This is a genomic window from Streptomyces sp. HUAS TT11, assembly GCF_051553595.1.
GTDB lineage: Bacteria > Actinomycetota > Actinomycetes > Streptomycetales > Streptomycetaceae > Streptomyces.
In genome coordinates this window covers 7,358,478-7,383,707 of record NZ_CP196184.1, presented here as the reverse complement: position 1 = coordinate 7,383,707, position 25,230 = coordinate 7,358,478, and the positions used below count along the sequence as shown (strand labels likewise).

The following is a 25,230-nucleotide window of genomic DNA, read 5'->3' as shown; positions in this document are numbered from 1 at the left end:
TCCGCACACCCGGGGCGCGACCCGCACGGGACGGGAGTCGCCCGTGCCGGCGATCCGCGAGACGCAGAGGCCCGGCACCCCCGAAAAGGGTGCCGGGCCTCGTGGCACGAGTGCGAAGGGGCCTACAGGCCCACCGCCGCCCGCAGGGCGTCGACCCGGTCCGTGCGCTCCCAGGTGAAGTCGGGGATCTCGCGGCCGAAGTGGCCGTACGCGGCGGTCTGGGAGTAGATCGGGCGCAGCAGGTCGAGGGCGCGGATGATCGCGGCCGGGCGGAGGTCGAAGACCTGCTCGATCGCCTTCTCGATCTTCTCGGCGTCGACCTTGGCCGTGCCGAAGGTCTCCACGAACAGACCGACCGGCTCGGCCTTGCCGATCGCGTACGCGACCTGGACCTCACAGCGCGAGGCGAGACCCGCGGCGACCACGTTCTTGGCGACCCAGCGCATCGCGTACGCGGCCGAACGGTCCACCTTGGACGGGTCCTTGCCGGAGAAGGCGCCACCGCCGTGACGGGCCATGCCGCCGTACGTGTCGATGATGATCTTGCGGCCGGTGAGGCCGGCGTCGCCCATCGGGCCGCCGATCTCGAAGCGGCCGGTGGGGTTCACCAGCAGGCGGTAGCCGTCCGTGTCCAGCTTGATGCCCTCGTCGATCAGCGCCTTCAGCTCCGGCTCGACCACGAACTCGCGGATGTCGGGGGCCAGGAGGGAGTCCAGGTCGATGTCGCTCGCATGCTGCGAGGACACGACGACCGTGTCCAGACGGACCGCCTTGTCACCGTCGTACTCGATGGTGACCTGGGTCTTTCCGTCGGGGCGCAGGTAGGGGATGGTGCCGTTCTTGCGGACGTCGGACAGCCGCTTGGACAGGCGGTGCGCCAGGAAGATCGGCAGCGGCATCAGCGTCGGCGTCTCGTCCGACGCGTAGCCGAACATCAGGCCCTGGTCTCCGGCGCCCTGGCGGTCCAGCTCGTCCTCGTCGCCCTCGACACGGGACTCGTACGCCGTGTCCACACCCTGCGCGATGTCCGGGGACTGCGCACCGATCGACACCGAGACACCGCAGGAGGCGCCGTCGAAGCCCTTCTTCGACGAGTCGTAGCCGATCTCGAGGATCTTGTTGCGGACCAGCGTCGCGATGTCCGCGTAGGTCTTGGTGGTGACCTCACCGGCCACGTGCACCAGGCCCGTGGTGATCAGCGTCTCCACGGCGACGCGGGACGTGGGGTCCTCGCGCAGGAGTGCATCGAGAATGGTGTCGCTGATCTGGTCAGCGATCTTGTCGGGGTGGCCCTCGGTCACGGACTCCGAGGTGAACAGACGACGGGACACAACGCTCCCTGTGGTTGCAGCGGCTGCTGGCTGATCATTGGTGGACGGGACGGGGGCTGCGCCCGGCGTCGTCCGGGAACAGTTTATCGGTCGCGTCCTGCCACGGGCCCACGTGTCTCGCCTCTTGGGAGCGCTGTGACCTGCGGCACGGGCATTCTGCCCAATGCCCCGCGCTCTTTTCCAGGGCCGCCACGCACGAATGTCCCGGTCGGGCGGGTCCGGGACGTGGAGGAGGCGCTCAGGACAGGCGCGGGACGACAAGATCCCACACGGTGTCGGCCAGTGCTTCCTTCGGTCCGTACGGCACCGGGGTCTCACTGCCGTCGGCGCCCAGCACGACCGCCTCGTTCTCCTCGGAGCCGAAGGTCTTGCGCTCCCCCACCTCGTTCACGACGAGCAGGTCGCAGCCCTTGCGCTCCAGCTTCCTGCGGCCGTTCGCCAGCACGTCGTCCGTCTCCGCGGCGAAGCCGACGACCACCTGCCCCGGCCGGGCGCGGTCGGCCGAGATCTCCGCGAGGATGTCGGGATTCCTGACCAGGACGACCGGCTCCGGCTCCTGGTCGTCCTTCTTCTTGATCTTCCCCGAGGCATAGGTCGCCGGGCGGAAGTCCGCGACCGCCGCCGCCATCACCACGGCGTCCGCGTCCGCGGCCGCCTTCAGTACCGCCTCGCGCAGCTGCACCGCCGTGCCGACCTCCACGACGTCGACCCCGGCCGGGTCGGTCAGGCCCGTGTTGGCCGCGACGAGGGTGACCCGGGCGCCCCGGGCCGCGGCCGTACGGGCCAGGGCGTAGCCCTGCTTGCCCGAGGAGCGGTTGCCGAGGAAACGGACCGGGTCGAGGGGCTCACGGGTGCCGCCCGCGCTGACCACGACATGGCGGCCCGCGAGGTCGGGCTGCGTCACGCCCCGGGCCAGCACCCGGCGGCAGGCCTCGAAGATCTCGACGGGATCGGGCAGCCGGCCCTTGCCCGTGTCCACGCCGGTCAGCCGGCCTACGGCGGGCTCGAGCACGACGGCGCCGCGGCGCCGCAGCGTCGCCACGTTCTCCTGGGTGGCCGGGTGCTCCCACATCTCCGTGTGCATCGCCGGTGCGAAGACGACCGGACAGCGCGCGGTCAGGAGCGTGTTGGTCAGCAGGTCGTCCGCCAGGCCGTGGGCCGCCTTGGCCAGTACGTCCGCGGTCGCCGGGGCCACAACGACCAGATCGGCGTGCTGGCCGATGCGGACGTGCGGGACCTCGTGCACATCGTCCCAGACCTCGGTCGCGACGGGGTTGCCGGACAGCGCGGACCAGGTGGCGGCGCCGACGAAGTGCAGCGCCGAGGCGGTCGGCACCACCCGGACGTCATGTCCCGACTCGGTGAATCTGCGCAGCAGCTCGCACGCCTTGTACGCGGCGATGCCGCCGCTGACTCCCAGAACGACCTTCGGCTTGCCCACCGGGCCTCCCGCGCTCGACATCCGTACGCCGCGACTCACAGGCGTACGCCATCCATGACACACCACAGGCCCGGCAGCACTGCTGTCGGGCCTGTGGAAAGAACTGCTGCGGTCCGCCGATGAACTTCCGCCGGACGTACTGCGCCGACTTACTGCGCGGGGCCTTCGATGGCCTCGGAGGTCAGCAGACCCGCGTTGATCTCGCGCAGGGCGATCGAGAGCGGCTTCTCGTGGACATGGGTGTCGACGAGGGGACCGACGTACTCGAGGAGGCCCTCGCCGAGCTGCGAGTAGTACGCGTTGATCTGGCGGGCACGCTTGGCCGCGTAGATCACGAGGCTGTACTTCGAGTCCGTGGCCTCGAGGAGCTCGTCGATCGGCGGGTTGATGATGCCCTCGGGCGCGGTGATGGAAGAGGACACGCTCTACCTTCCGAAAGATGGGGAAAGATCAGACCTGATCACACAAACCTGATCACACAACGTTCATCAAGGCTAGCAGCTCGCGCGCCACATCCTCGACCGAGGTGTTGACCAGGGTCATATCGAACTCGGGCTCGGCCGCCAGCTCGATCTTGGCCGCCTCCAGGCGGCGCTCGATCACCTCCGGCGACTCGGTGCCCCGTCCGGTGAGCCTGCGCACGAGCTCCTCCCAGGAGGGGGGAGCCAGGAACACGAGCTGGGCCTCGGACATGGACTCACGGACCTGCCGGGCGCCCTGGAGGTCGATCTCCAGCAGCACCGGCACGCCGGACTCCAGGTGCTCCAGCACGGCCGCACGGGGCGTGCCGTAGCGGTTGCCCGCGAACTCGGCCCACTCCAGCAGCTCACCGTTGGCGATCAGCTTGTCCATCTCGTCGTCGGTGACGAAGAAGTACTGGACCCCGTGCCGCTCCCCGGGGCGGGGCCTGCGGGTCGTCGCCGACACCGAGAGCCAGACCTCGGGATGTTCCTTGCGCATATGAGCGACGACCGTGCTCTTCCCCACCCCGGAGGGGCCGGAGAGCACGGTCAGCCGCGGACGTTCACTCATGCAGCGATTATTCCAGCAATCCCGGAGTGTCCCGGACTCAGCTGGCGGCGCCGCCGAACTCGCGCTCCAGGGAGGCGATCTGGTTGGAGCCGAGGCCACGCACACGACGGCTCTCGGAGATCCCCAGTCGCTCCATGATCTGCTTGGCGCGGACCTTGCCCACGCCGGGCAGCGACTCGAGGAGGGCGGAGACCTTCATCTTCCCGATGACGTCGTTCTCCTGGCCCTGCTTGATGACCTCGTGCAGAGAGGCGCCGGAGTGCTTGAGTCGATTCTTGACCTCGGCCCGCTCCCGGCGAGCCGCGGCGGCCTTTTCGAGCGCGGCTGCGCGCTGTTCAGGGGTAAGGGGCGGAAGAGCCACGCCTACGTCACCTCGGATGTCGAACTGTCGGATACGGACCGGTGAGGAACCTAGTCGCCCCACACCTGGCGAGCCACGAGCAACACGCTTGCCCGTTCACTCTCGTCGGAGACTAGCGGTCAAGTGCGCCGGAGTCAGCGAGAACAGCGGAAAAGTCCTGGTCAGCCTCCACCGAGCCCGACTTTTCGGACATATTGCCCCGGATTTGAGGATGTATTCAGACTCAAGGCCGCCTCGAGGCGGTCGCCGGAGGACTCATCCGGCGGCCGCACGGGGTTCAGACGGCCGTCACCGCGGCCCTGATCTCCTCCGCATAGCGTTGCGCGGCGTCACGCAGCGCGACGACGTCGGGACCGTGCCGCAGCACTGACCGGCTCACGTTCGGGACGACGTGGCGCACCGCGGCTCCGAAGACCCGGGGGAGATCGGCCGGGGTGGCCCCCTGGGCGCCGATGCCCGGCGCGAGGAGGGGCCCGTTGATGTCCAGGTCGTACGAGGACAGATCGCCCAGCGTCGCCCCCACGACCGCGCCGAAGGAGCCGAGGGGCTCCTCCCCCGCGTTCTCGGCGGCGAGGTGGGCGAGCATCGTCGCCGCCACGTTCCGGCCGTCGGGTCGCACGGCGTGCTGCACCTCGGCCCCTTCGGGATTGGACGTCAGCGCGAGCACGAAGAGCCCGGCTCCGCTCTCGCGCGCCAGGTCCACGGCCGGCTTCAGCGATCCGTACCCCAGGTACGGCGAGACCGTGAGCGCGTCGGAGAACAGCGGGGCGTCCTTCCTGAGGAACGACTCGGCGTAGGCGGCCATGGTGGAGCCGATGTCGCCGCGCTTGGCGTCCATGACCACCAGCGCCCCGGCCGCCCGTGCCTCCTCGACCGTCTTCTCCAGGACGGCGAGACCGCGCGACCCGAAGCGCTCGAAGAAGGCGCTCTGCGGCTTGAGGACGGCGATCCGGTCGGCCGTCGCCTCCACGACGGTCCGGCTGAACCGCTCGAGACCGGCGACGTCGTCGTGCAGGCCCCACTCGGCGAGCAGCGCCGCGTGCGGGTCGATCCCCACACACAGCGGACCGCGTTCGTCCATGGCACGGCGCAGACGGGCACCGAAGGGCTCTGCGGAGAGCCGCGGCGGCCCGGACGGCTCTGTCGAGGGGTCGTGGCCGGATGTCGGGTGAAGGGTCATACGGGCTTCCTCACGTCGGCGCCGACCGCGTCGGCGAGGGTGGCGTAGGGGCTGGTGCGCAGCCGCGCGGCGAGCCCCTTGTGGATGGCGCGCCCCCAGAAGGGCCCCTCGTAGACGAAGGCGCTGTAACCCTGGACCAGGGTGGCGCCGGCCAGGATGCGCTGCCAGGCGTCCTCCGCGTCCTGGATGCCGCCCACGCCCACCAGGACGATGCGGTCACCTACCCGTGCGTACAGGCGGCGCAGCACCTCCAGGGAGCGTGCCCGCAGCGGGGCGCCGGACAGCCCGCCCGCCTCCTTCACCAGGGCCGGCTCGGACGTCAGGCCGAGCCCCTCACGGGCGATGGTGGTGTTCGTGGCGATGATCCCGTCCAGGCCCAGTTCCACGGCGAGGTCGGCGACCGCGTCGACGTCCTCGTCGGCGAGGTCCGGGGCGATCTTCACCAGCAGAGGCACGCGGCGGCCGGGCACCGTACGGTCGGCGGCCTCGCGGACGGCGGTCAGCAGCGGGCGCAGGGCCTCGGTCGCCTGGAGGTTGCGCAGACCGGGGGTGTTCGGGGAGGAGACGTTGACCACCAGGTAGTCGGCGTGGGCGGCGAGCCGCTCGGTCGACTTCACGTAGTCCTGCGCGGCCTCGGCCTCCGGCACGACCTTGGTCTTGCCGATGTTGACGCCCACCACCGTCCTGAACACGGGCGTGCGCGTGGCCAGGCGCCGGGCGACCGCCAGCGAGCCGTCGTTGTTGAAGCCCATGCGGTTGATCAGCGCCCGGTCCGGGACCAGGCGGAACAACCGCTTCTTGGGGTTGCCCGGCTGCGCCTCCCCGGTCACCGTGCCGATCTCGACGTGGTCGAAGCCCAGCATCGACATCCCGTCGATCGCGACCGCGTTCTTGTCGAAGCCGGCGGCCAGCCCGAACGGGCCGTGCATCCGCAGCCCGAAGGCCTCGGTGCGCAGTTCCTTGTGGCGGGGCGCCAGCACGGCGGCGACGAGCGTGCGCAGCACGGGCACCCGGACGGCCAGACGGATCCAGCGGAAGGCCAGCTGGTGGGCGCGCTCCGGGTCCATCCGCTGGAAGACGAGTCGGAAGAACAGCTTGTACATCTCTCAGTGTCCTCGTGAAGAGGGGGACACCGTTTCCGGTGTCCCCCTCGGGCTGCTAGTCGCGGGCCGCGGTCAGGTGCCGCGCGTGTTCCTGGAGCGAACTGACGCCCACGTCGCCGTGGTTGAGGGCGTCGATGCCCTGCACCGCGGCGGCGAGCGCCTGGACCGTGGTCAGGCAGGGCACGGAGCGGGCGACGGCGGCCGTGCGGATGTCGTAGCCGTCGAGGCGGCCGCCGGTGCCGTACGGGGTGTTGACGATGAGGTCGACCTCGCCGTCGTGGATGAGCTGGACGATGGTCCGCTCGCCGTTCGGTCCGGTGCCCTCGGACTGCTTGCGCACGATCGTGGCGTGGATGCCGTTGCGCTTGAGCACCTCGGCCGTGCCGGAGGTGGCGAGCAGCTCGAAGCCGTGGGCGACCAGCTCACGCGCCGGGAAGATCATCGACCGCTTGTCGCGGTTGGCGACCGAGATGAAGGCGCGGCCCTTGGTGGGCAGCGGACCGTACGCCCCCGCCTGCGACTTGGCGTAGGCCGTGCCGAAGACGGAGTCGATGCCCATGACCTCGCCGGTGGAGCGCATCTCCGGACCGAGGATCGTGTCCACCCCGCGCCCTTGGATGTCGCGGAACCGCGACCACGGCATGACCGCCTCCTTCACGGAGATCGGCGCGTCGAGCGGCAGTTCGCCGCCGTCGCCGTGCGCGGGCAGCAGCCCTTCGGAGCGCAGCTCCGCGACGGTCGCGCCCAGGGAGATCCGGGCGGCGGCCTTCGCCAGCGGCACCGCGGTCGCCTTCGAGGTGAAGGGCACGGTCCGGGAGGCACGCGGGTTGGCCTCCAGGACGTAGAGGATGTCGCCCGCCATCGCGAACTGGATGTTGATCAGTCCGCGGACGCCGACGCCCCGGGCGATGGCCTCCGTGGAGGTGCGCAGCCGCTTGATGTCGAAGCCGCCGAGCGTGATCGGCGGCAGGGCGCACGCCGAGTCGCCGGAGTGGATGCCCGCCTCCTCGATGTGCTCCATCACGCCGCCGAGGTAGAGCTCCTCGCCGTCGTAGAGGGCGTCCACGTCGATCTCGATCGCGTCGTCGAGGAAGCGGTCGACCAGCACCGGACGGGAGGGGCTGATCTCGGTGGACTCGGCGATGTACGAGGCGAGGCGGGACTCGTCGTAGACGATCTCCATGCCGCGTCCGCCCAGCACATAGGACGGCCGGACCAGGACCGGGTAACCGATCTCGTCCGCGATGGCCTTGGCCTCGCCGAAGGTGGTGGCGGTGCCGTGCTTGGGGGCCGGCAGACCGGCCTCGGCCAGTACGCGCCCGAAGGCGCCGCGGTCCTCGGCCGCGTGGATCGCCTCCGGGGAGGTGCCCACGATCGGCACGCCGTTGTCCTTCAGCGCCTGTGCGAGGCCCAGCGGCGTCTGTCCGCCCAGCTGGACGACCACACCCGCGACCGGACCGGCCTGCCGCTCCGCGTGGACGATCTCCAGTACGTCCTCGAGCGTCAGCGGCTCGAAGTACAGGCGGTCGGAGGTGTCGTAGTCGGTCGAGACCGTCTCCGGGTTGCAGTTGACCATCACGGTCTCGTACCCGGCGTCGCTCAGCGCGAAGGAGGCGTGCACGCACGAGTAGTCGAACTCGATGCCCTGGCCGATCCGGTTGGGGCCGGAGCCCAGGATGATCACCGCGGGCTTCTCGCGCGGAGCGACCTCGCTCTCCTCGTCGTAGGAGGAGTAGAAGTACGGCGTCCGCGCCGCGAACTCGGCGGCGCAGGTGTCGACCGTCTTGTAGACCGGGCGCACGCCCAGCGCGTGCCGCACCTCGCGCACGACGTCCTCGCGCAGACCCCGGATCTCGGCGATCTGCTGGTCGGAGAAGCCGTGCCGCTTGGCCTCGGCGAGCAGCTCGGGGGTCAGCTCGGGCGCCTCAGCGAGTTCGTCCGCGATCTCCTTGATCAGGAAGAGCTGGTCGACGAACCACGGGTCGATCTTCGTGGCGTCGAAGACCTCCTCCTGGGTGGCACCGGCGCGGATGGCCTCCATGACCGTGTTGATCCGGCCGTCGGTGGGGCGCCCCGCCGCCTCGAGCAGTTCGGCCTTGTCGCCCGTCCCGCCCACGAAGGTGAACTGGCTGCCCTTCCTCTCGAGCGAGCGCAGCGCCTTCTGGAACGCCTCGGTGAAGTTGCGGCCGATCGCCATCGCCTCGCCGACCGACTTCATGGTCGTGGTCAGCGTGCTGTCGGCGGAGGGGAACTTCTCGAAGGCGAACCGGGGTGCCTTGACCACGACGTAGTCGAGGGTCGGCTCGAAGGAGGCCGGGGTCTCCTGCGTGATGTCGTTCGGGATCTCGTCGAGCGTGTAGCCGACGGCGAGCTTGGCCGCGATCTTGGCGATCGGGAAGCCGGTCGCCTTGGAGGCCAGGGCCGACGAACGCGACACCCGGGGGTTCATCTCGATGACGATCACCCGACCGTCCTCGGGGTTCACCGCGAACTGGATGTTGCAGCCGCCGGTGTCGACGCCGACCTCGCGGATCACCGCGATGCCGACGTCGCGCAGGATCTGGTACTCGCGGTCGGTCAGGGTCATCGCCGGGGCGACCGTGATCGAGTCACCGGTGTGCACGCCCATCGGGTCGAAGTTCTCGATGGAGCAGACGACCACGACGTTGTCGTGCTTGTCGCGCATCAGCTCCAGCTCGTACTCCTTCCAGCCGAGGATGGACTCCTCCAGGAGCACCTCGGTGGTCGGCGACAGGGTGAGGCCCTGCCCGGCGATACGGCGCAGCTCCTCCTCGTCGTGCGCGAAGCCGGAGCCCGCGCCGCCCATCGTGAAGGAGGGCCGGACGACGACCGGGTAGCCGCCGAGCTGCTCGAGGCCGGCCAGGACCTCGTCCATGGAGTGGCAGATCACGGACCGGGCGGACTCGCCGTGCCCGATCTTCCTGCGGACCTCCTCCACGACCTCCTTGAACCGGTCGCGGTCCTCGCCCTTGTGGATCGCCTCGACGTTGGCGCCGATCAGCTCGACGCCGTACTTCTCCAGAACGCCGTTCTCGTCCAGCTTGATGGCGGTGTTCAGTGCCGTCTGACCGCCCAGGGTGGGCAGCAGAGCGTCGGGGCGCTCCTTGGCGATGATCTTCTCGACGAACTCGGGGGTGATCGGCTCCACGTAGGTGGCGTCGGCGATCTCCGGATCGGTCATGATCGTCGCCGGGTTGGAGTTGACGAGGACGACCCGCAGGCCCTCGGACCTGAGGACGCGGCACGCCTGGGTGCCTGAGTAGTCGAACTCGGCTGCCTGGCCGATGACGATCGGGCCGGAGCCGATGACCAGGACGGACTGGATATCGGTGCGCTTAGGCACGCTGGCCCTCCATCAGGGAAACGAAGCGGTCGAACAGGTAGGCGGCGTCGTGGGGGCCCGCTGCCGCTTCGGGGTGGTACTGGACGCTGAAGGCCGGCCGGTCGAGCAGCTGGAGGCCCTCGACCACGTTGTCGTTGAGGCAGACGTGGGAGACCTCGGCGCGGCCGTACGGGGTGTCGGACACCTGGTCGAGCGGGGCGTCGACGGCGAAGCCGTGGTTGTGCGCGGTGACCTCGACCTTGCCGGTCGAACGGTCCTGCACGGGCTGGTTGATGCCGCGGTGGCCGTACTTCAGCTTGTAGGTGCCGAACCCGAGCGCGCGGCCCAGGATCTGGTTGCCGAAGCAGATGCCGAACAGGGGCGTTCCGCGCTCCAGGACCGTCTGCATGACGGCGACCGGACGGTCGGCGGTGGCCGGGTCGCCCGGACCGTTGGAGAAGAACACACCGTCCGGGTGCACGGCGTACACGTCCTCGGCGGTGGCCGTCGCGGGCAGCACGTGCACCTCGATGCCCCGCTCGGCCATGCGGTGGGGGGTCATGCCCTTGATGCCGAGGTCCACCGCGGCGACGGTGAACTTCTTCTCGCCGATCGCGGGCACGACGTAGGGCTCGGTGGTGGCGACCTCCGCGGCGAGGTCCGCGCCCTTCATCTCCGGGGTCTGGCGCACCTCGGCGAGCATCGTGCCCTCGTCGGGCAGGGCGTTGCCGGAGAAGATGCCGACGCGCATGGCGCCGCGCTCGCGCAGATGGCGGGTCAGTGCCCGGGTGTCGATGCCGCAGATGCCGACGACGCCCTGGTGGCGCAGTTCCTCGTCCAGCGAGCGCCTGGCGCGCCAGTTGGAGGGCACGCGCGCGGGGTCGCGCACGACGTAGCCCGCGACCCAGATCCGCTCGGACTCGGGGTCCTCGTCGTTGACGCCGGTGTTGCCGACGTGGGGGGCGGTCATCACGACGACCTGGCGGTGGTACGACGGGTCGGTGAGGGTTTCCTGGTAACCGGTCATGCCGGTGGAGAACACGGCTTCGCCGAAGGTCACCCCCACGGCCCCGTAGGCGCGGCCGCGGAAGATCCGGCCGTCCTCCAGGACGAGTACGGCGGGAACCTTGGTGGCTTCCCCGGTGGAGGTCGTCATCGTGCGCCTTCCGTCTTGTTGATCATCTGGTTCAGGGTCTCGACCCAGTCGTTGTGCTCGGCCGCGTGGTCGGAGCGGAACCCGGAGTCGATCAGCCTGTCGCCGAGCTCCCAGGTCACGACCAGCAGTCCGCCCTCGGTGAGCACCTTGCCCGCGACTCCCTTGTCGAGGCGGGCACCGCGCAGCCGGTCGGCGGGGACGAAGAAGTCGTTCGCCCCGGGGCGGACCACGTCCAGGCCCGCGTCGGTCAGCGTGAGCTCGACCCGGCTGCGGGTGCCGAGGCCATGGGCCACGATCCGGTCCAGCCACTGCCCCGCGGAGGTGGAACCGTGGTAGCGGCCGCTCATGCTCAGTCTCGCCGGACCCGGCTCCTCGGGCGCGGTGAACGGCTCGGGCAGGCCGCCCTGGAGGGTGCCGCGCCACTTCCAGCCCTCGCGCATCAGCCAGTAGACGAGCGCGATGAACAGGGCGAGCCCCACGAGCCAGCCGATACGCGCGGCCCAGTCGGTCACTTCCGCCGATTGCTTCTCGGCGGCGAGCAGGATTACAGGTGTCACGCGAGTTTCCCGTCGACGAGCGTGGCCTTGCCCCGCAGCCATGTGTGCGTGACACGGCCCGGCAGCTCACGGCCCTCGTACGGGGTGTTGCGGCTGCGCGAGGCGAAGCCCGCGGGGTTCACGAGCCCACGGTATGCCGTGTCCAGGAGGGTGAGGTTCGCGGGCTCGCCCGCCACGAGGGGGCGGCCGTGACCCGTCGCCCGGCCGATCTTCGCGGGCTTGAAGGACATCCGGTCGGCGACACCCGCCCAGTCGAGCAGTCCGGTGTCGACCATCGTCTCCTGCACCACGGACAGGGCGGTCTCCAGACCGACCATGCCCATGGCGGCCGCGGCCCACTCGCAGTCCTTGTCCTCGTGGGGGTGCGGGGCGTGGTCGGTGGCGACGATGTCGATCGTGCCGTCGGCGAGCGCCTCGCGCAGCGCCAGCACGTCGCGCTCGGTGCGCAGCGGCGGGTTGACCTTGTAGACCGGGTTGTAGCTGCGCACCAGCTCGTCGGTGAGGAGGAGGTGGTGCGGGGTGACCTCTGCGGTGACGTCGATGCCGCGGGACTTGGCCCAGCGGACGATCTCGACGGATCCGGCGGTCGACAGGTGGCAGATGTGCACCCGGGAGCCGACGTGCTCGGCGAGCAGGACGTCCCGCGCGATGATCGATTCCTCGGCGACCGCCGGCCAGCCGCCGAGACCCAGCTCGGCGGAGACGACGCCCTCGTTCATCTGGGCGCCCTCGGTCAGCCGCGGCTCCTGAGCGTGCTGGGCGACCACACCGCCGAAGGCCTTCACGTACTCCAGGGCGCGGCGCATGATCACGGCGTCGTCGACGCACTTGCCGTCGTCGGAGAAGACGGTGACACCGGCCGCCGACTCGTGCATGGCGCCCAGTTCGGCGAGCTTCTGGCCCTCCAGCCCGACCGTGACGGCACCGATGGGCTGCACGTCGCAGTAGCCGTGCTCCCTGCCGAGCCGCCAGACCTGCTCGACGACGCCTGCGGTGTCGGCCACCGGGAAGGTGTTGGCCATGGCGAACACGGCCGTGTAGCCCCCGCTCGCGGCGGCCCGCGTACCGGTCAGGACGGTCTCGGAGTCCTCGCGGCCGGGCTCGCGCAGATGCGTGTGCAGGTCGACGAGGCCCGGCAGCAGTACCTTGCCCCCGGCCTCGACCACGGTCACGTCCCGCGCGCCCCCGGCAGCGAGTCCGGTGCCCACCTCGGCGATCGTCTCGCCCTCGATCAGCACGTCCTGCGGCTCGCCGCCGAGCACTTTCGCACCACGGATCAGGATCTTGCTCATCTGTCTTACTTCTCCTCGTCCGTGGAAACGGTGTGCGCGGGGCGCTGGTCGGAAGGCTGGTGGGAGACGGACGGGCGGGCCTGGCCGACGGCGGACTCGTTCCCTCCCAGCAGCAGGTAGAGGACGGCCATGCGGATGGAGACGCCGTTGGCCACCTGCTCGACGGCGGTGCAGCGGTCGGAGTCCGCGACCTCGGCGGTGATCTCCATACCGCGGACCATCGGGCCGGGGTGCATCACTATGGCGTCCGCGGGCATCTTGGCCATGCGGTCGGCGTCGAGGCCGTAGCGCCGCGCGTACTCCCGCTCGGTCGGGAAGAAGGCGGCGTTCATGCGCTCGCGCTGGACCCGCAGCATCATCACCGCGTCGGCCTTGGCCAGTGTGCTGTCGAGGTCGTACGACACCTCGCAGGGCCAGGACCCGACGCCGACCGGCAGCAGGGTCGGCGGGGCGACCAGTGTGACCTCGGCGCCCAGGGTGTGCAGCAGGTCGACGTTGGAGCGGGCGACCCGGCTGTGCAGCACGTCGCCGACGATCGTGATGCGCTTGCCGGCCAGGTCGCGGCCGAGCCCCGCGTCCCGGCCGACGAGGCGGCGGCGCATGGTGAAAGCGTCGAGCAGGGCCTGGGTCGGGTGCTGGTGGGTGCCGTCGCCGGCGTTGATCACGGCGGCGTCGATCCAGCCGGAGTTGGCCAGGGTGTACGGGGCCCCGGAGGCGCCGTGCCGGATGACGACGGCGTCGACGCCCATGGCCTCCAGGGTCTGGGCGGTGTCCTTCAGGGACTCGCCCTTGGACACGCTGGACCCCTTGGCGGAGAAGTTGATCACGTCCGCGGACAGCCGCTTCTCGGCGGCCTCGAAGGAGATCCGGGTGCGGGTGGAGTCCTCGAAGAAGAGGTTGACCACGGTGCGGCCGCGCAGGGTCGGCAGCTTCTTGATCGGCCGGTCCGCGACCCGGGCCATCTCCTCGGCGGTGTCGAGGATCAGGACGGCGTCGTCGCGGGTGAGGTCGGCGGCCGAGATGAGATGACGCTGCATCTTTCAGGCTCCGTAAAAAAAGTTCATTCGGGAGTTTTCGGGCAGGCGGGCGCGTGCAGGAACGCACTCGCGGGACGTACGCCGGAGTGCTAGCGCTGCGCGCCCGGGACGGTCTGCTTCACACCGAGCAGCACGGTGTCGCGACCGTCCTCCTCGGCGAGCTGGACCTTGACCGTCTCCCGCAGCGACGTGGGGAGGTTCTTGCCGACGTAGTCGGCGCGGATCGGGAGTTCGCGGTGTCCTCGGTCGACGAGGACCGCGAGCTGGACAGCACGCGGGCGCCCGATGTCGTTCAGCGCGTCGAGGGCGGCGCGGATGGTGCGGCCGGAGAAGAGCACGTCGTCCACGAGGACGACGAGGCGGCCGTCGACGCCGTCGCCGGGGATCTCGGTGCGGGCCAGCGCCCGCGGCGGCTGCATGCGCAGGTCGTCGCGGTACATGGTGATGTCGAGGGAGCCGACCGGGATCCTGCGGCCGGTCACCTGCTCCAGCTTGTCGGCGAGCCGCCGGGCGAGGAAGACGCCCCGGGTCGGGATGCCGAGGAGCACCACGTCGTCGGCGCCCTTGGCGCGCTCGACGATCTCGTGGGCGATGCGGGTCAACACCCGCGCGATGTCAGGGCCTTCGAGAACGGGCCGGGCATCGGAATGCCGCGTGTCCATACGAAACGGACCTCCTTCTCCGCCTCACGGGACGGACCTTAAAGGACGTCGGAATTGCGCCATACACGTTACCAGCCTTCCGAAGGAGCGCCGATCACCCCCCTGGGTTCACGCTTCACCCGTTCGGCGGCATCGCAGGCCGTCTACCACGGAAGGGTCGGTCCGGACCATTCGGCTTGACGGGGCAGAGTCACGCTGCGTAACCTCACAGTGAGTCACCAGCCGCGCGGCCGAGCCGCACGTCGACACCGTGTCCGGGGAGCTATATGTCCAGCGAATACGCCAAACAGCTCGGGGCCAAGCTCCGGGCGATCCGCACCCAGCAGGGCCTTTCCCTCCACGGTGTGGAGGAGAAGTCCCAGGGACGCTGGAAGGCGGTCGTGGTCGGTTCGTACGAGCGCGGAGACCGCGCCGTCACCGTACAGCGCCTCGCCGAGCTGGCGGATTTCTACGGGGTCCCGGTGCAGGAGCTGCTGCCTGGCACCACGCCCGGTGGTGCCGCCGAGCCGCCGCCGAAGCTCGTCCTCGATCTTGAGCGGCTGGCCAATGTGCCGGCCGAGAAGGCGGGCCCGCTTCAGCGCTACGCCGCGACGATCCAGTCGCAGCGCGGGGACTACAACGGCAAGGTGCTGTCGATCCGCCAGGACGACCTGCGCACGCTCGCTGTCATCTACGACCAGTCGCCCTCGGTCCTGACCGAGCAGCTCATCAGCTGGGGCGTACTGGACGCGGACGCGCGCCGCGCCGTCTCCCACGAAGAGAACTGACCTCTCCACCCTCCAGCAGAAACGTGCCGCCGGGCCGTCCGGAACCATATGGCTCCGGACGGGCCGGCGGCCTGTCGACGGTGTCGCGGCGCTCCCACGAACGCCGGAGGGGCCCGCAGCACGGGTGCTGCGGGCCCCTCCGGCGTTCGGGTACGTCAGCCCTCGCGGCGCAGGGACGGCTTGAGATCCTTGAGCCGGCCGAGCAGCCCGTTGACGAACGAGGGCGACTCGTCCGTCGAGAACTCCTTGGCGAGCTGCACCATCTCGTCCAGCACCACGGCGTCGGGGGTCTCGTCGACCCAGATCAGCTCGTAGGCGCCAAGACGCAGGATGTTGCGGTCGACGACCGGCATCCGGTCGAGCGTCCAGCCGACCGCGTACTGCGCGATGAGCTCGTCGATGCGCCTCGCGTGCTCCGCGTAGCCCTCGACCAGCTGCATCGTGTACTCGCTCACCGGCGGCTGCCGGGTGTCGCCGCGCGAGTGCCGGATCCAGTCCGCGAGGACCGTGAGGACGTCGGCCCCGCGCTGGTCCCCCTCGAAAAGGATCTGGAAGGCGCGCTTACGGGCCGTGTTACGGGCAGCCACGGTTAGCTGTTCACCCGGCCGAGGTAGTCGCTCGAGCGAGTGTCGACCTTGATCTTCTCACCGGTGGTGATGAAGAGCGGGACCTGGATCTGGTGGCCGGTCTCCAGCGTGGCGGGCTTGGTGCCACCGGTGGAGCGGTCGCCCTGGACGCCCGGCTCGGTCTCGGCGACGATCAGCTCGACGGCGGCCGGCAGCTCCACGAAGAGCACCTCGCCCTCGTGCTGCGCCACAACGGCCGTGAAGCCCTCGATCAGGAAGTTCGCCGTGTCGCCGACGGCCTTCGGGTCGATGTGCAGCTGGTCGTAGGTCTCCATGTCCATGAAGACGAAGTATTCGCCGTCCTTGTACGAGAACTGCATGTCGCGCTTGTCGACAGTGGCCGTCTCGACCTTGACACCGGCGTTGAAGGTCTTGTCGACCACCTTGCCGGAGAGCACGTTCTTGAGCTTGGTGCGCACGAAGGCCGGGCCCTTGCCGGGCTTGACGTGCTGGAACTCGACGACGGACCAGAGCTGGCCGCCTTCGAGCTTGAGCACCATGCCGTTCTTGAGGTCGTTCGTGGAAGCCACGGTTGCGGAATCTCCTGGACTGACGTACGACCCCGGGGGCGCGCGCTACAGCGCGAGCAGCTCCTTGGTCGTGATGGTGAGTAGCTCGGGTCCGCCGTCCGCCTCGGGGCGTACGACGAGCGTGTCATCGATCCGGACACCACCCCGGCCCGGGAGGTGGACCCCCGGTTCGACGGTGACCGGCACGCAAGCGTCCAGTTTACCCATGGCCGCGGGAGCCAACTGCGGGTCCTCGTCGATTTCGAGCCCCACGCCGTGCCCCGTCAGTGCCGGGATGCCGCTCCCGTACCCGGCGGAGTCCAGTACCTGGCGCGCTGCGCGGTCCACGTCCCGGTAGGCGGCTCCGGGCGTCAGCGCCTGCCGTCCGGCCCGCTGGGCTGCGAACACCAGATCATACAGCTCGATCTGCCAGTCGGCCGGAGAGGTGCCGATGACAAACGTACGGCCGATCTCGCAGCGGTAGCCGCGGTAGGTGGCGCCGAGGCACACGGAGAGGAAGTCCCCCTCCTCCACGCGCCGGTCGGTGGGGCGGTGGCCGCGGCGGCCGGAGTTCGGGCCGGTGGCGACGGAGGTGGTGAAGGCGGGTCCGTCGGCACCGTGGTCGACGAGGCGCCGCTCCAGTTCCAGCGCGAGGTGGCGCTCGGTGCGGCCCACCAGGATCGACTCCAGGAGCTCGCTCAGGGCCTGGTCGACGATCTCCGCGCCGATCCGCAGGAGGGCGATCTCCTCCTCGTCCTTCACCACACGCAGCTGCTCGACCGCGCCGCCGAGGTCGCCGAGCCGCAACCGCGGGGCGACCGACTTCATGGCCCGGTACCGGCCGACGGTCAGGTGGTTCTCCTCGACCGCCAGGGACTCGGCGCCCTGCGCGGACGCGAGGTCGGCCGCGGCCACGGCCGCGTCGCCGGCGGGCACCGGCAGCACCTGCACCCGCATCGCCTCGTCCGGCCGTCCGTCGGCGTACTGGTCGTCCAGCGGTCCGGTGCACACCAGCACGTCCTGGTCGATGCCCAGCAGCAGGACCGCACCCTCGGGCGCGGCGCCCGAGAGGTAGCGGACGTTGGCAGGGCGGGAGATCAGCGCGGTCGCGCTGCCACCCGCGCTGCAGCGTTCTCTCAGCCGCTCGCGGCGGGCCGCGTACACCTCTGACATGACCCGAGCCTACGAGCGTCTGCCGGATGTCGCCGGTCCAGAGGTCCGGACGGGCGGCGGGCGCCGTCCGACGGAGTTCCGGGCGTGTGGGCCGACCCGCGAAGGCGGTCACAAACCCTCGGGAGGCCCTGCCGGAGCGCGCCGGGAGGGGGCGACGGACCTCTCCTGCCGCATGCTGAGCGGCTGACCGCGCCGAAGGCCGCCACGGCATCCGCCGTCGGCTCGCCCTCCGTGTCACCTCACCACGTCGGTGGGCTGGCGATCGAGCGCACCAGGACCTCGTCCAGAACCCGGGCCGTGCCCGGCACGTCGAGCTGGGAGTTGTCGATGATCGGCAGCCCCGAGCCGTACCAGCCGGCCATCCGGCCGTGGATGCGGGCGACCTCCTCGTCCGTGAGGCGGCGGTTGCCGGTGCGCTCCGCGTTGCGCTCGAGGACCACCTCCAGACCGGGCAGCAGCACGACCGGCAGCAGACCGGGTCCCACGTGCCGCTTCCAGCCGCCGAGGCCGACGACGGGGCGGTCGGGGAAGACGGCGTCGTCGAGGATGCACGAGATGCCGTTGGCCAAAAAGTTGCGGGCCGCGAAGCCGCAGGTACGGCGGGCGAGACGGTACTGCGCCTCCGAGTTCTCGTTCCACCCCGACTGTGGGTCGGCGAAGCCCGAGCGCACCCACTCGCGCACGTCGTCGAGGCTGATGTGGGCCGTGGGGACGCGTCGGTGGTCGGCCCAGTACTTCGCGACACTCGTCTTGCCCGCGCCCGCCGGGCCGATCAGCAGTACGGCGAGTGTGGTGGACGAGGGATCGGGCGCCCCGCTGGCCGGCGGGGCGCTCGGTATGCCGACCGGGCCGCCGGGCGGAAGCTGCACATGGCCCGTCGCATCGGGCGCCGGAGGCACCGGTGGCTGCGGGGGCGGGACGTGGGCGGAGGGTGCTCCTGGGGGCATGGGCGCTGCCGCGAAGCCCGGCGCGGACGCGGGCGGGGGCTGCGGAGCGGGTCCCGGGTGGCCGCCCGGCTGTCCCGGGTGGTGTGCGGCCGGTGACCAGGCGGTCTCCGGACCCTGCCCCGGCTGGTGGGGCGGCGGCAGCGGAGCTCCCACTGCGTGCTGCATCCGGTGCCACTCCGTCTCGTCGTCTTCGGGGCTCGGCTCGCCTCCGGCTCGCTCGCCGCGGTGACGATCGCCGCCGGCAGCGAGGTGTGCACCCCGCTCCCTACCGAACGGTACCGTCCCCGGCCGCCGTTGTGTGAACGGCCGGGGAGCGCCCGAAGTGCCCGTCGCCGCAGGCAAATCGGGTCAACCGCACCGAGGGGAACGAGTCGCCCGCCGAACGGGCCGGGGCGCGACTGCCGCGCCGCCCGGAGAGGCGCCGCTACTGGCCCACTTCACCGAAGGCGGCGAGCAGGACGGCCGGGTCCGGGCCCTCCAGCACCGTGGGCTTGGCCAGGCCGTCGAGGACGATGAAGCGCAGCAGGTCGCCGCGGGACTTCTTGTCGACCTTCATCGTCTCCAGAAGCTTGGGCCACTGGTCGTAGCGGTAGTGCAGCGGCAGCCCGACGGCCTCGAGGACCGTACGGTGACGGTCGGCGGTCGCGTCGTCCAACCGGCCCGCGAGCCGCCCGAGTTCGGCGGCGAAGTGCATGCCCACGGCGACGGCCGCCCCATGGCGCCACTTGTACCGCTCGTTCTTCTCGATCGCGTGGCCGAGCGTGTGCCCGTAGTTGAGGATCTCGCGCAGACCCGACTCCCTCAGGTCCGACGAGACCACCTCGGCCTTGACCTTGATCGAGCGCTCGATCAGCTCCGCGGTGTGCGGGCCGGCCGGGGTACGGGCGGCCTCGGGGTCCGCCTCGATCAGCTCCAGGATCACCGGGTCGGCGATGAAACCGGCCTTGATGACCTCGGCGAGGCCGGAGACGTAGTCGTTGACCGCGAGGGAGTCCAGCGCGGCCAGGTCGCACAGCACGCCCGCGGGCGGGTGGAAGGCGCCCACCAGGTTCTTGCCCTCGGCGGTGTTGATGCCGGTCTTGCCGCCGACCGCCGCGTCGACCATGGCCAGCACCGTGGTCGGGACGGCGACCCAGCGCACCCCGCGCAGCCAGGTAGCGGCGACGAACCCGGCCAGGTCGGTGGTCGCGCCGCCGCCCACGCCGACGATGACGTCGGTGCGGGTGAAGCCCGACTGGCCGAGTGCCTTCCAGCAGTAGGCGGCGACCTCGGCGGTCTTCGCCTCCTCGGCGTTCGGGATCTGGATGGCGATCGCCTCGAAGCCCTGCTCGGCCAGGTCGGCGCGCAGCGCCTCACCCGTCTCGCTCAGCGCCTCCGGGTGGATCACCGCGATCCGCTTGGCCCGGTCGCCGATCAGGCCGGCCAGTTCACCGAGGAGCTGACGGCCGACCAGCACCTCGTACGGCTCCGTGCCCGCGGTGCCACCGACCTGGATCCGCGTCACTGCCTCGCTCATGCTTCCTTCAACTCCAGTGCGTCCAGGGCGGCTTGACCGACCTCTTCGGGGCTGCGGCCATCGGTGGCCACCACGGCCGTCGCGACCTCTTCGTAGAGGTGGCGGCGGGCCTCCATCAGCTCGCGCCACTGGCGGCGCGGGTTGACCGCGAGCAGCGGGCGGGCCACGTTCAGGCCGGTCCGCTTGACCGCCTCCTCGACGTCCATCGACAGGTAGACGACCCGGTGCCCGCCCAGCAGGGCACGCGTCTCCACGTCGAGGATCGCGCCGCCCCCGAGGGCGAGGATCCCGTCGTGCTCGACCAGCGCCGTGTGCACCGACCGCTTCTCCAGGGCGCGGAAGGCGGACTCCCCCTCGTCCACGAAGATGTCGGCGATCGAGCGGCCCTGCTCGGCGACGATGTCCTCGTCCGTGTCCCGGAAACCCACACCGAGCCGCTCCGCGAGGAGCTGCCCGACCGTGGACTTGCCCACGCCCATGGGGCCGACCAGGACCACCAGCGGCGCGCTCACCGGATCGCCAGGCTCTCGAGGTAGGACCGCACGTTGCGGCGGGTCTCGGCCACGCTGTCGCCGCCGAACTTCTCCGCCACCGCGTCCGCCAGCACGAGCGCCACCATCGCCTCCGCGACGATGCCGGCCGCCGGGACCGCGCACACGTCGGAGCGCTGATGGTGCGCCTGCGACTGCTCACCCGTGGCCACGTCCACGGTCCTCAGCGCGCGCGGGACGGTCGCGATCGGCTTCATCGCGGCCCGTACCCGCAGCAGTTCGCCCGTGGTCAGGCCGCCCTCGGTGCCGCCGGAGCGGCCCGTGGCCCGCCTGATGCCCTCGGGGCCCGTGACGATCTCGTCGTGCGCCTTCGAGCCCGGTACCCGGGCCAGTTCGAAGCCGTCCCCGACCTCGACGCCCTTGATCGCCTGGATGCCCATCAGCGCCGCCGCCAGCCGCGAGTCCAGCCGCCGGTCCCAGTGCACGTGCGAGCCCAGTCCGACCGGCACCCCGTAGGCCAGGACCTCCACCACACCACCGAGGGTGTCGCCGTCCTTGTGCGCCTGATCGATCTCCGCGACCATCGCCTTCGACGCGTCCGCGTCCAGGCAGCGCACCGGGTCGGCGTCCAGCCGCTCCACGTCCTCGGGGGTCGGGTAGGCGCCGTAGGGCGCCTTCGCCGAGGCGAGCTCCACGACGTGCGAGACGATCTCGATGCCCGCGGTCTCCTTCAGGTACGACCGCGCCACCGCTCCCAGCGCCACGCGGGCCGCGGTCTCCCGGGCCGACGCACGCTCCAGGATCGGCCGCGCCTCGTCGAACCCGTACTTCTGCATACCGGCCAGGTCGGCGTGTCCGGGGCGCGGCCGGGTCAGCGGGGCGTTGCGGGCGAGGCCGGCCAGCACCTCCGGGTCCACCGGATCGGCCGCCATCACCTGCTCCCACTTGGGCCACTCGGTGTTGCCGACCATGACCGCCACCGGGGAGCCCAGGGTGAGGCCGTGCCGCACCCCGCCCAGGAAGGTGACCTCGTCCCGCTCGAACTTCATCCGGGCACCGCGCCCATAACCGAGCCGCCGTCGTGCCAGGTGGTCCGCCACCGTCTCCGTGGTGATCGGCACGCCGGCGGGAAGACCCTCCAGCGTCGCGACAAGTGCGGGGCCGTGGGACTCCCCCGCGGTCAACCAGCGCAACCTGCTCAACGGTGCTCCTCAGTGCTCGCGCTCTGGTACTGCCCTGCGTACGCGCGTCCTCGCGTACGGCGACGGCACGACCGAGTGCGCGGCTCCGGCCGGCCACCTACGATCCTCCCACGTCCGCCACCGGGAACAGCCCCAGGTCCAGCAGACGGACGTGCACGGGCCCGGCGGGGGCCGGCTTCCCTCACGTGCGGCGGGCCGCCAGGGCGTGCTCCCCCGCCGCGCGCATGGCGTCCGCGGGGGCCGGGGCACAACCGGTCATCTGCTCGACCTGGAGCACGGCCTGGTGCACCAGCAGGTCGAGGCCGCTGACGACGGCGCCGCCGTACATCGACCAGCGGGCCGCGAGCGCGGTGGGCCAGGGGTCGTACAGCACGTCGAACAGGGTCGTGGGGCGTTCGGGGACGGCCGCGGCCAGCGGGTCCGTGGTGCCGGCGGGTGTGGTGGCGACGACGAGCGGAGCGCGCAGCGCCCGGTCGGCCTGCGACCAGTCAGCGGTGCGGACGTCGACCTCGAGCCGCTCGCCCCACTGACGCATCTCGGCGGCCCGCGCCTCGCTGCGGACGTAGGCGACGACCTCGCCGGTGCAGATCCGGGCCAGCGCCGCCAGCGCGGAGGAGGCGGTGGCGCCGGCACCGAGGATCGCGGCGGAGCCGACCTGCTCGATGCCGCGCTCACGCAACGCGGCGACCATCCCGGGGATGTCGGTGTTGTCCCCGAGGCGACGCCCGTCCTTCGTGAGCACGACGGTGTTGACCGCCTCCACCGAGGCGGCGGTGTCGCTGATGGAGTCGAGCAGCGGGATGACGGCCCGCTTCAGCGGCATGGTCAGCGACAGGCCCGCCCACTCGGGGCCGAGCCCCGCCACGAACCCCGGCAGCGCTTCCTCGTCGATCTCGAACCGGTCGTACGACCAGTCCTTCAGCCCGAGCTCGTCGTACGCGGCGCGGTGCAGCACCGGCGAGAGGGAGTGGGCGATCGGGGAACCGAGGACGGCGGCCCGGCGCCGGTCGGCGGTGTCCGTCATTGACTCTTCTTCTGCGATTTGAAGTACTTGTCGCGGTTGCGGTTCTGCTCTTCGTTCGTCTCGGCGAAGAGGGTCTCGTTCTCGTTGATCGAGACGAAGTAGTACCAGTTGCCCTTCGCCGGATGGAGGGCGGCCTTGATCGCCACATCGCCGGGGTTGTCGATCGGTCCGGGCGGCAGTCCCTTGAACTTGTACGTGTTGTAAGGGTTGTTGATCTGCCGCAGCGAGTCGACGGAACCGGTGTCGAGCTTGGACTGGCCACGCAGGTAGTTCACCGTGGAGTCGAAGTCGAGCAGTCCGTAGGTCTCGGTGTTGTCCGGCTTGAGCCGGTTGTAGACGACCGTCGCGACCTTCTCGAAGTCGTGCTTGTACTTGCCCTCGGCCTGGACGAGGCTCGCGACCGTGAGCACCTGCAGCGGATTCTCCAGGTTGAGGCTCTCGGCCTTGGCCTCTATGCCCAGTGCGGCGTACTTCTGCTTGGCCAGGTCGACCATCTGCTTCAGGACGTCCGCGGGCTTCATGCCCTTGGCGACCGGATAGCTGGAGGGGTAGAGGAATCCTTCCAGCGGGTCCTCAATGGCCTTGTCGTTGTTGGCCCAGTCGGGAAGGCCGAAGCTCTTCCACTCCTTCTTGGCGACGTCCTGGGTGGTGCCCGCCTTGAGTTTCAGCCGCTCGTCGATCGCCGTGTAGATCTTCGTGTTGCGCCAGCCCTCGGCGATGATCAGGTTGTTCTTGCTCCTGGGGCTGAGCATCAACTGGACGGCCGCGGCCGCGGACATCTGTTTGTTCAACGTGTACGTGCCCGCCTGGATGCTCTTCCCGGCGGAGTTCGCCTCCTGCGCGGCCACGAAGGCGTCGACGCTCTTCACGACACCCGCCTTCTTCAGCACCTGCCCGATGATGGAACCGGTGGCGCCCTGCGGGATGGTGACCGCGACCTGCTCGCCGTTCCCCTCGCCCGCGTAGTCGGGCGCAGGACCGAAATGGCTCTGGTAGAACTGGTATCCGATATATCCGACACCGCCCACGCCGCCGCCGAGGACGAGCACGACCGCCAGGCAGGCGCAGCCGTTGCGGCGTTTCTTGCCCGTGCCCTTGTCGCCGCGCCCCTTGCGGCCGTCGGCCGCCTGGTCGTCGGCGTCGTCATCGTCGTCCCCGCCCGCGAAGAAGGCGTGCTCGCCCTGGTCCGGTCCCGGGTCCCAGTCGCTCTCGGGCTCCGGTTCCGCCCGCCGGCGGTTCGGCGGCTCGGGCGGCGGATACGCGTCGGGGGTCTGGTAGAAGTCCGGCTGCTCGGAACCGTACGCACCGGGCTCGCCACCGTACGGGCCCGACGGACCGTTCGCGTAGGGGGCGCCGGACTGACCGCTCGGGTCCCAGCCGGCGTTGCCCTGACCCTGCTGCGTCTGCCCGGGGTACTGCTGTCCCGGCTGCTGACCGTACGGCTGTCCCGGCTGCGGGTACTGCTGCGGTCCGGACTGCGGATACTGAGGCTGACCGGGCTGCTGCCCGTGCTGCGGGTACTGCTGCTGACCGGGCTGCGGGTACTGAGGCTGTCCGTGCTGCGGGTACTGAGACTGACCGGGCTGCTGCCCGTGCTGCGGGTACTGCTGCTGACCGGGCTGCTGTCCGGGCTGGGGGTACTGAGGCTGACCGGGCTGCGGGTACTGCTGATACCCCTGCTGCCCCTGGTCGTATCCGGCCTGCGGGGCGCCGCCCCAGTCGCCGTAGTGCTGCTGCGGCTGCTCCGGGTGCTGCTGTGGCTGGCCGCCGTAGGGGGGCTGGGGCGCCTGGCCCTCATGCCCTCCCCATCCGCCGTCCCCGTACAACGGGTCCTCCGGATGCCACGGTGCGGAGCCTTGGCCCCGGCCATACTCAGTCATCGATCCCCTAGCGCCTCGAAGCGGCGGTCGCAGGCTCCTGTGGCCCGGCTTCCGTTCCGCCCCATTGCCGTGCGATGGCTGTTCGAACACCATCGCATCGCGCGGAACGTTACCGTATCGCGATCAGATGACCACTTCGACGCCCTCGCCGGGTGCTTTACCTGACACTCGCTCGGATTCCAGTGCCTGCTGGAGGATGATGACGGCCGCTGCCTGGTCGATCACCGATCGCCCCTTCTTGGACTTCACACCCGAGGCGCGCAGTCCCTGACCGGCGGTCACCGTGGTCATCCGCTCGTCCACGAGCCTGACCGGAACGGGCGCGATCAAACGCGCCAGTTCCTGTGCGAAACCCCGTACCTTCACGGCGGCCGGGCCCTCCCCTCCCTTCAGGGAACGGGGCAGGCCGACGACGACCTCGATCGGTTCGTATTCCTCGACGAGCTGCTTCAGCCGCCGCCGGGCCGCCGGGACGTCCCGGCCGGGAACGGTCTCCACCGGGGTGGCCAGGATCCCGTCGGGGTCGCACGAGGCGACCCCGATCCGGGCGTCACCGACGTCGATCGCGAGTCGGCGTCCTCTTCTCATACCGGTGCCGAT

General features: G+C 70.6%; 24 protein-coding genes. 1 reads left to right on the top strand and 23 read right to left on the bottom strand.

Annotated features, from left to right (window positions below; genetic code table 11):
• Positions 1–122 precede the first annotated feature (122 nt).
• From metK to pyrR, 13 genes are all read right to left on the bottom strand, one after another.
• Positions 123–1,331 carry a methionine adenosyltransferase gene (gene metK / locus ACSHXN_RS33075; protein ID WP_355138127.1) on the bottom strand — a complete coding sequence of 403 codons (1,209 nt, stop codon included), beginning with the start codon at positions 1,329–1,331 and terminating at the stop codon, positions 123–125.
• A 238-nt stretch (positions 1,332–1,569) separates the two neighbouring features.
• Complete coding sequence (gene coaBC, locus ACSHXN_RS33070; RefSeq protein WP_355138129.1) at positions 1,570–2,772, bottom strand: bifunctional phosphopantothenoylcysteine decarboxylase/phosphopantothenate--cysteine ligase CoaBC; 1,203 nt, start codon at positions 2,770–2,772, stop codon at positions 1,570–1,572.
• A 149-nt stretch (positions 2,773–2,921) separates the two neighbouring features.
• Positions 2,922–3,194 (bottom strand): DNA-directed RNA polymerase subunit omega, encoded by a 273-nt coding sequence (rpoZ, locus tag ACSHXN_RS33065; RefSeq protein ID WP_005319902.1) that lies wholly within the window; start codon positions 3,192–3,194, stop codon positions 2,922–2,924.
• Between the two features lie 52 nt (positions 3,195–3,246).
• Complete coding sequence (gene gmk / locus ACSHXN_RS33060) at positions 3,247–3,804, bottom strand: guanylate kinase (RefSeq protein ID WP_355138131.1); 558 nt, start codon at positions 3,802–3,804, stop codon at positions 3,247–3,249.
• Between the two features lie 37 nt (positions 3,805–3,841).
• Positions 3,842–4,165, bottom strand: coding sequence for an integration host factor (locus ACSHXN_RS33055; protein ID WP_055492888.1), 324 nt, complete (start codon positions 4,163–4,165; stop codon positions 3,842–3,844).
• A gap of 277 nt (positions 4,166–4,442) precedes the next feature.
• Positions 4,443–5,345, bottom strand: a complete 903-nt coding sequence (pyrF, locus tag ACSHXN_RS33050; protein WP_356295015.1) for an orotidine-5'-phosphate decarboxylase — start codon at positions 5,343–5,345, stop codon at positions 4,443–4,445.
• On the bottom strand, positions 5,342–6,448 hold the full coding sequence (locus ACSHXN_RS33045) for a quinone-dependent dihydroorotate dehydrogenase (RefSeq protein ID WP_355138135.1): 1,107 nt from the start codon (positions 6,446–6,448) through the stop codon (positions 5,342–5,344). Before ACSHXN_RS33045 ends, pyrF begins: the two co-directional genes overlap by 4 nt.
• A 55-nt stretch (positions 6,449–6,503) precedes the next feature.
• Positions 6,504–9,812: a carbamoyl-phosphate synthase large subunit gene (gene carB / locus ACSHXN_RS33040; protein ID WP_355138137.1), complete on the bottom strand. Its 3,309-nt coding sequence runs from the start codon at positions 9,810–9,812 to the stop codon at positions 6,504–6,506.
• The gene (carA, locus tag ACSHXN_RS33035; RefSeq protein WP_355138139.1) at positions 9,805–10,947 is read right to left on the bottom strand and encodes a glutamine-hydrolyzing carbamoyl-phosphate synthase small subunit; all 1,143 of its coding nucleotides are present in this window, start codon (positions 10,945–10,947) and stop codon (positions 9,805–9,807) included. The genes carB and carA overlap by 8 nt, the downstream gene beginning before the upstream one ends.
• The gene (locus ACSHXN_RS33030; RefSeq protein WP_438304729.1) at positions 10,944–11,504 is read right to left on the bottom strand and encodes a PH-like domain-containing protein; all 561 of its coding nucleotides are present in this window, start codon (positions 11,502–11,504) and stop codon (positions 10,944–10,946) included. The genes carA and ACSHXN_RS33030 overlap by 4 nt, the downstream gene beginning before the upstream one ends.
• Complete coding sequence (locus ACSHXN_RS33025) at positions 11,501–12,796, bottom strand: dihydroorotase (RefSeq protein WP_355138143.1); 1,296 nt, start codon at positions 12,794–12,796, stop codon at positions 11,501–11,503. The genes ACSHXN_RS33030 and ACSHXN_RS33025 overlap by 4 nt, the downstream gene beginning before the upstream one ends.
• 5 nt (positions 12,797–12,801) lie before the next feature.
• Positions 12,802–13,833, bottom strand: a complete 1,032-nt coding sequence (locus tag ACSHXN_RS33020; protein WP_355138145.1) for an aspartate carbamoyltransferase catalytic subunit — start codon at positions 13,831–13,833, stop codon at positions 12,802–12,804.
• An 89-nt stretch (positions 13,834–13,922) separates the two neighbouring features.
• Positions 13,923–14,495: a bifunctional pyr operon transcriptional regulator/uracil phosphoribosyltransferase PyrR gene (gene pyrR, locus ACSHXN_RS33015; protein ID WP_438304724.1), complete on the bottom strand. Its 573-nt coding sequence runs from the start codon at positions 14,493–14,495 to the stop codon at positions 13,923–13,925.
• Between the two features lie 266 nt (positions 14,496–14,761).
• Here pyrR and bldD point away from each other — a divergent pair, with 266 nt between their 5' ends.
• On the top strand, positions 14,762–15,262 hold the full coding sequence (gene bldD, locus ACSHXN_RS33010; RefSeq protein WP_355138147.1) for a transcriptional regulator BldD: 501 nt from the start codon (positions 14,762–14,764) through the stop codon (positions 15,260–15,262).
• Positions 15,263–15,417: 155 nt separating this feature from the next.
• Here the strand turns inward: bldD and nusB are convergent, their stop codons facing one another.
• The 10 genes from nusB to ruvX form a co-directional block, all read right to left on the bottom strand.
• The gene (gene nusB / locus ACSHXN_RS33005) at positions 15,418–15,849 is read right to left on the bottom strand and encodes a transcription antitermination factor NusB (protein WP_059125544.1); all 432 of its coding nucleotides are present in this window, start codon (positions 15,847–15,849) and stop codon (positions 15,418–15,420) included.
• A gap of 2 nt (positions 15,850–15,851) precedes the next feature.
• Positions 15,852–16,418, bottom strand: a complete 567-nt coding sequence (gene efp / locus ACSHXN_RS33000) for an elongation factor P (RefSeq protein WP_355138149.1) — start codon at positions 16,416–16,418, stop codon at positions 15,852–15,854.
• Positions 16,419–16,463: 45 nt separating this feature from the next.
• A complete protein-coding gene (locus tag ACSHXN_RS32995) occupies positions 16,464–17,570 on the bottom strand; it encodes an aminopeptidase P family protein (RefSeq protein ID WP_355138151.1) in 1,107 nt (368 codons plus the stop codon).
• Between the two features lie 239 nt (positions 17,571–17,809).
• Entirely contained in the window at positions 17,810–18,682 is an 873-nt protein-coding gene (locus ACSHXN_RS32990; protein WP_355138153.1) for a Pro-rich N-terminal domain-containing protein, read from the bottom strand.
• A gap of 259 nt (positions 18,683–18,941) precedes the next feature.
• A complete protein-coding gene (gene aroB, locus ACSHXN_RS32985) occupies positions 18,942–20,033 on the bottom strand; it encodes a 3-dehydroquinate synthase (RefSeq protein ID WP_438304720.1) in 1,092 nt (363 codons plus the stop codon).
• The gene (locus tag ACSHXN_RS32980; RefSeq protein ID WP_438304718.1) at positions 20,030–20,545 is read right to left on the bottom strand and encodes a shikimate kinase; all 516 of its coding nucleotides are present in this window, start codon (positions 20,543–20,545) and stop codon (positions 20,030–20,032) included. The genes aroB and ACSHXN_RS32980 overlap by 4 nt, the downstream gene beginning before the upstream one ends.
• A complete protein-coding gene (gene aroC / locus ACSHXN_RS32975) occupies positions 20,542–21,726 on the bottom strand; it encodes a chorismate synthase (RefSeq protein WP_355138159.1) in 1,185 nt (394 codons plus the stop codon). The genes ACSHXN_RS32980 and aroC overlap by 4 nt, the downstream gene beginning before the upstream one ends.
• Positions 21,727–21,907: 181 nt before the next feature.
• Positions 21,908–22,750, bottom strand: a complete 843-nt coding sequence (locus ACSHXN_RS32970; RefSeq protein WP_355138161.1) for a shikimate dehydrogenase — start codon at positions 22,748–22,750, stop codon at positions 21,908–21,910.
• Positions 22,747–24,630 (bottom strand): endolytic transglycosylase MltG, encoded by a 1,884-nt coding sequence (mltG, locus tag ACSHXN_RS32965; RefSeq protein ID WP_438304716.1) that lies wholly within the window; start codon positions 24,628–24,630, stop codon positions 22,747–22,749. The genes ACSHXN_RS32970 and mltG overlap by 4 nt, the downstream gene beginning before the upstream one ends.
• A gap of 123 nt (positions 24,631–24,753) precedes the next feature.
• On the bottom strand, positions 24,754–25,218 hold the full coding sequence (gene ruvX / locus ACSHXN_RS32960; RefSeq protein WP_355138165.1) for a Holliday junction resolvase RuvX: 465 nt from the start codon (positions 25,216–25,218) through the stop codon (positions 24,754–24,756).
• Positions 25,219–25,230: the final 12 nt, after the last annotated feature.

What these genes read in the sequence shown, in the direction of transcription:
- ACSHXN_RS32990 (WP_355138153.1), bottom strand. Translation starts at nt 18,682, where the DNA reads ATGCAGCACGCAGTGGGAGCTCCGCTGCCGCCGCCCCACCAGCCGGGG.
- pyrR (WP_438304724.1), bottom strand. Translation starts at nt 14,495, where the DNA reads ATGGACACGCGGCATTCCGATGCCCGGCCCGTTCTCGAAGGCCCTGAC.
- bldD (WP_355138147.1), top strand. Translation starts at nt 14,762, where the DNA reads ATGTCCAGCGAATACGCCAAACAGCTCGGGGCCAAGCTCCGGGCGATC.
- mltG (WP_438304716.1), bottom strand. Translation starts at nt 24,630, where the DNA reads ATGACTGAGTATGGCCGGGGCCAAGGCTCCGCACCGTGGCATCCGGAG.
- ruvX (WP_355138165.1), bottom strand. Translation starts at nt 25,218, where the DNA reads ATGAGAAGAGGACGCCGACTCGCGATCGACGTCGGTGACGCCCGGATC.
- pyrF (WP_356295015.1), bottom strand. Translation starts at nt 5,345, where the DNA reads ATGACCCTTCACCCGACATCCGGCCACGACCCCTCGACAGAGCCGTCC.
- gmk (WP_355138131.1), bottom strand. Translation starts at nt 3,804, where the DNA reads ATGAGTGAACGTCCGCGGCTGACCGTGCTCTCCGGCCCCTCCGGGGTG.
- ACSHXN_RS32970 (WP_355138161.1), bottom strand. Translation starts at nt 22,750, where the DNA reads ATGACGGACACCGCCGACCGGCGCCGGGCCGCCGTCCTCGGTTCCCCG.
- ACSHXN_RS32995 (WP_355138151.1), bottom strand. Translation starts at nt 17,570, where the DNA reads ATGTCAGAGGTGTACGCGGCCCGCCGCGAGCGGCTGAGAGAACGCTGC.
- carA (WP_355138139.1), bottom strand. Translation starts at nt 10,947, where the DNA reads ATGACGACCTCCACCGGGGAAGCCACCAAGGTTCCCGCCGTACTCGTC.
- ACSHXN_RS33045 (WP_355138135.1), bottom strand. Translation starts at nt 6,448, where the DNA reads ATGTACAAGCTGTTCTTCCGACTCGTCTTCCAGCGGATGGACCCGGAG.
- aroB (WP_438304720.1), bottom strand. Translation starts at nt 20,033, where the DNA reads ATGAGCGAGGCAGTGACGCGGATCCAGGTCGGTGGCACCGCGGGCACG.
- ACSHXN_RS33025 (WP_355138143.1), bottom strand. Translation starts at nt 12,796, where the DNA reads ATGAGCAAGATCCTGATCCGTGGTGCGAAAGTGCTCGGCGGCGAGCCG.
- ACSHXN_RS33020 (WP_355138145.1), bottom strand. Translation starts at nt 13,833, where the DNA reads ATGCAGCGTCATCTCATCTCGGCCGCCGACCTCACCCGCGACGACGCC.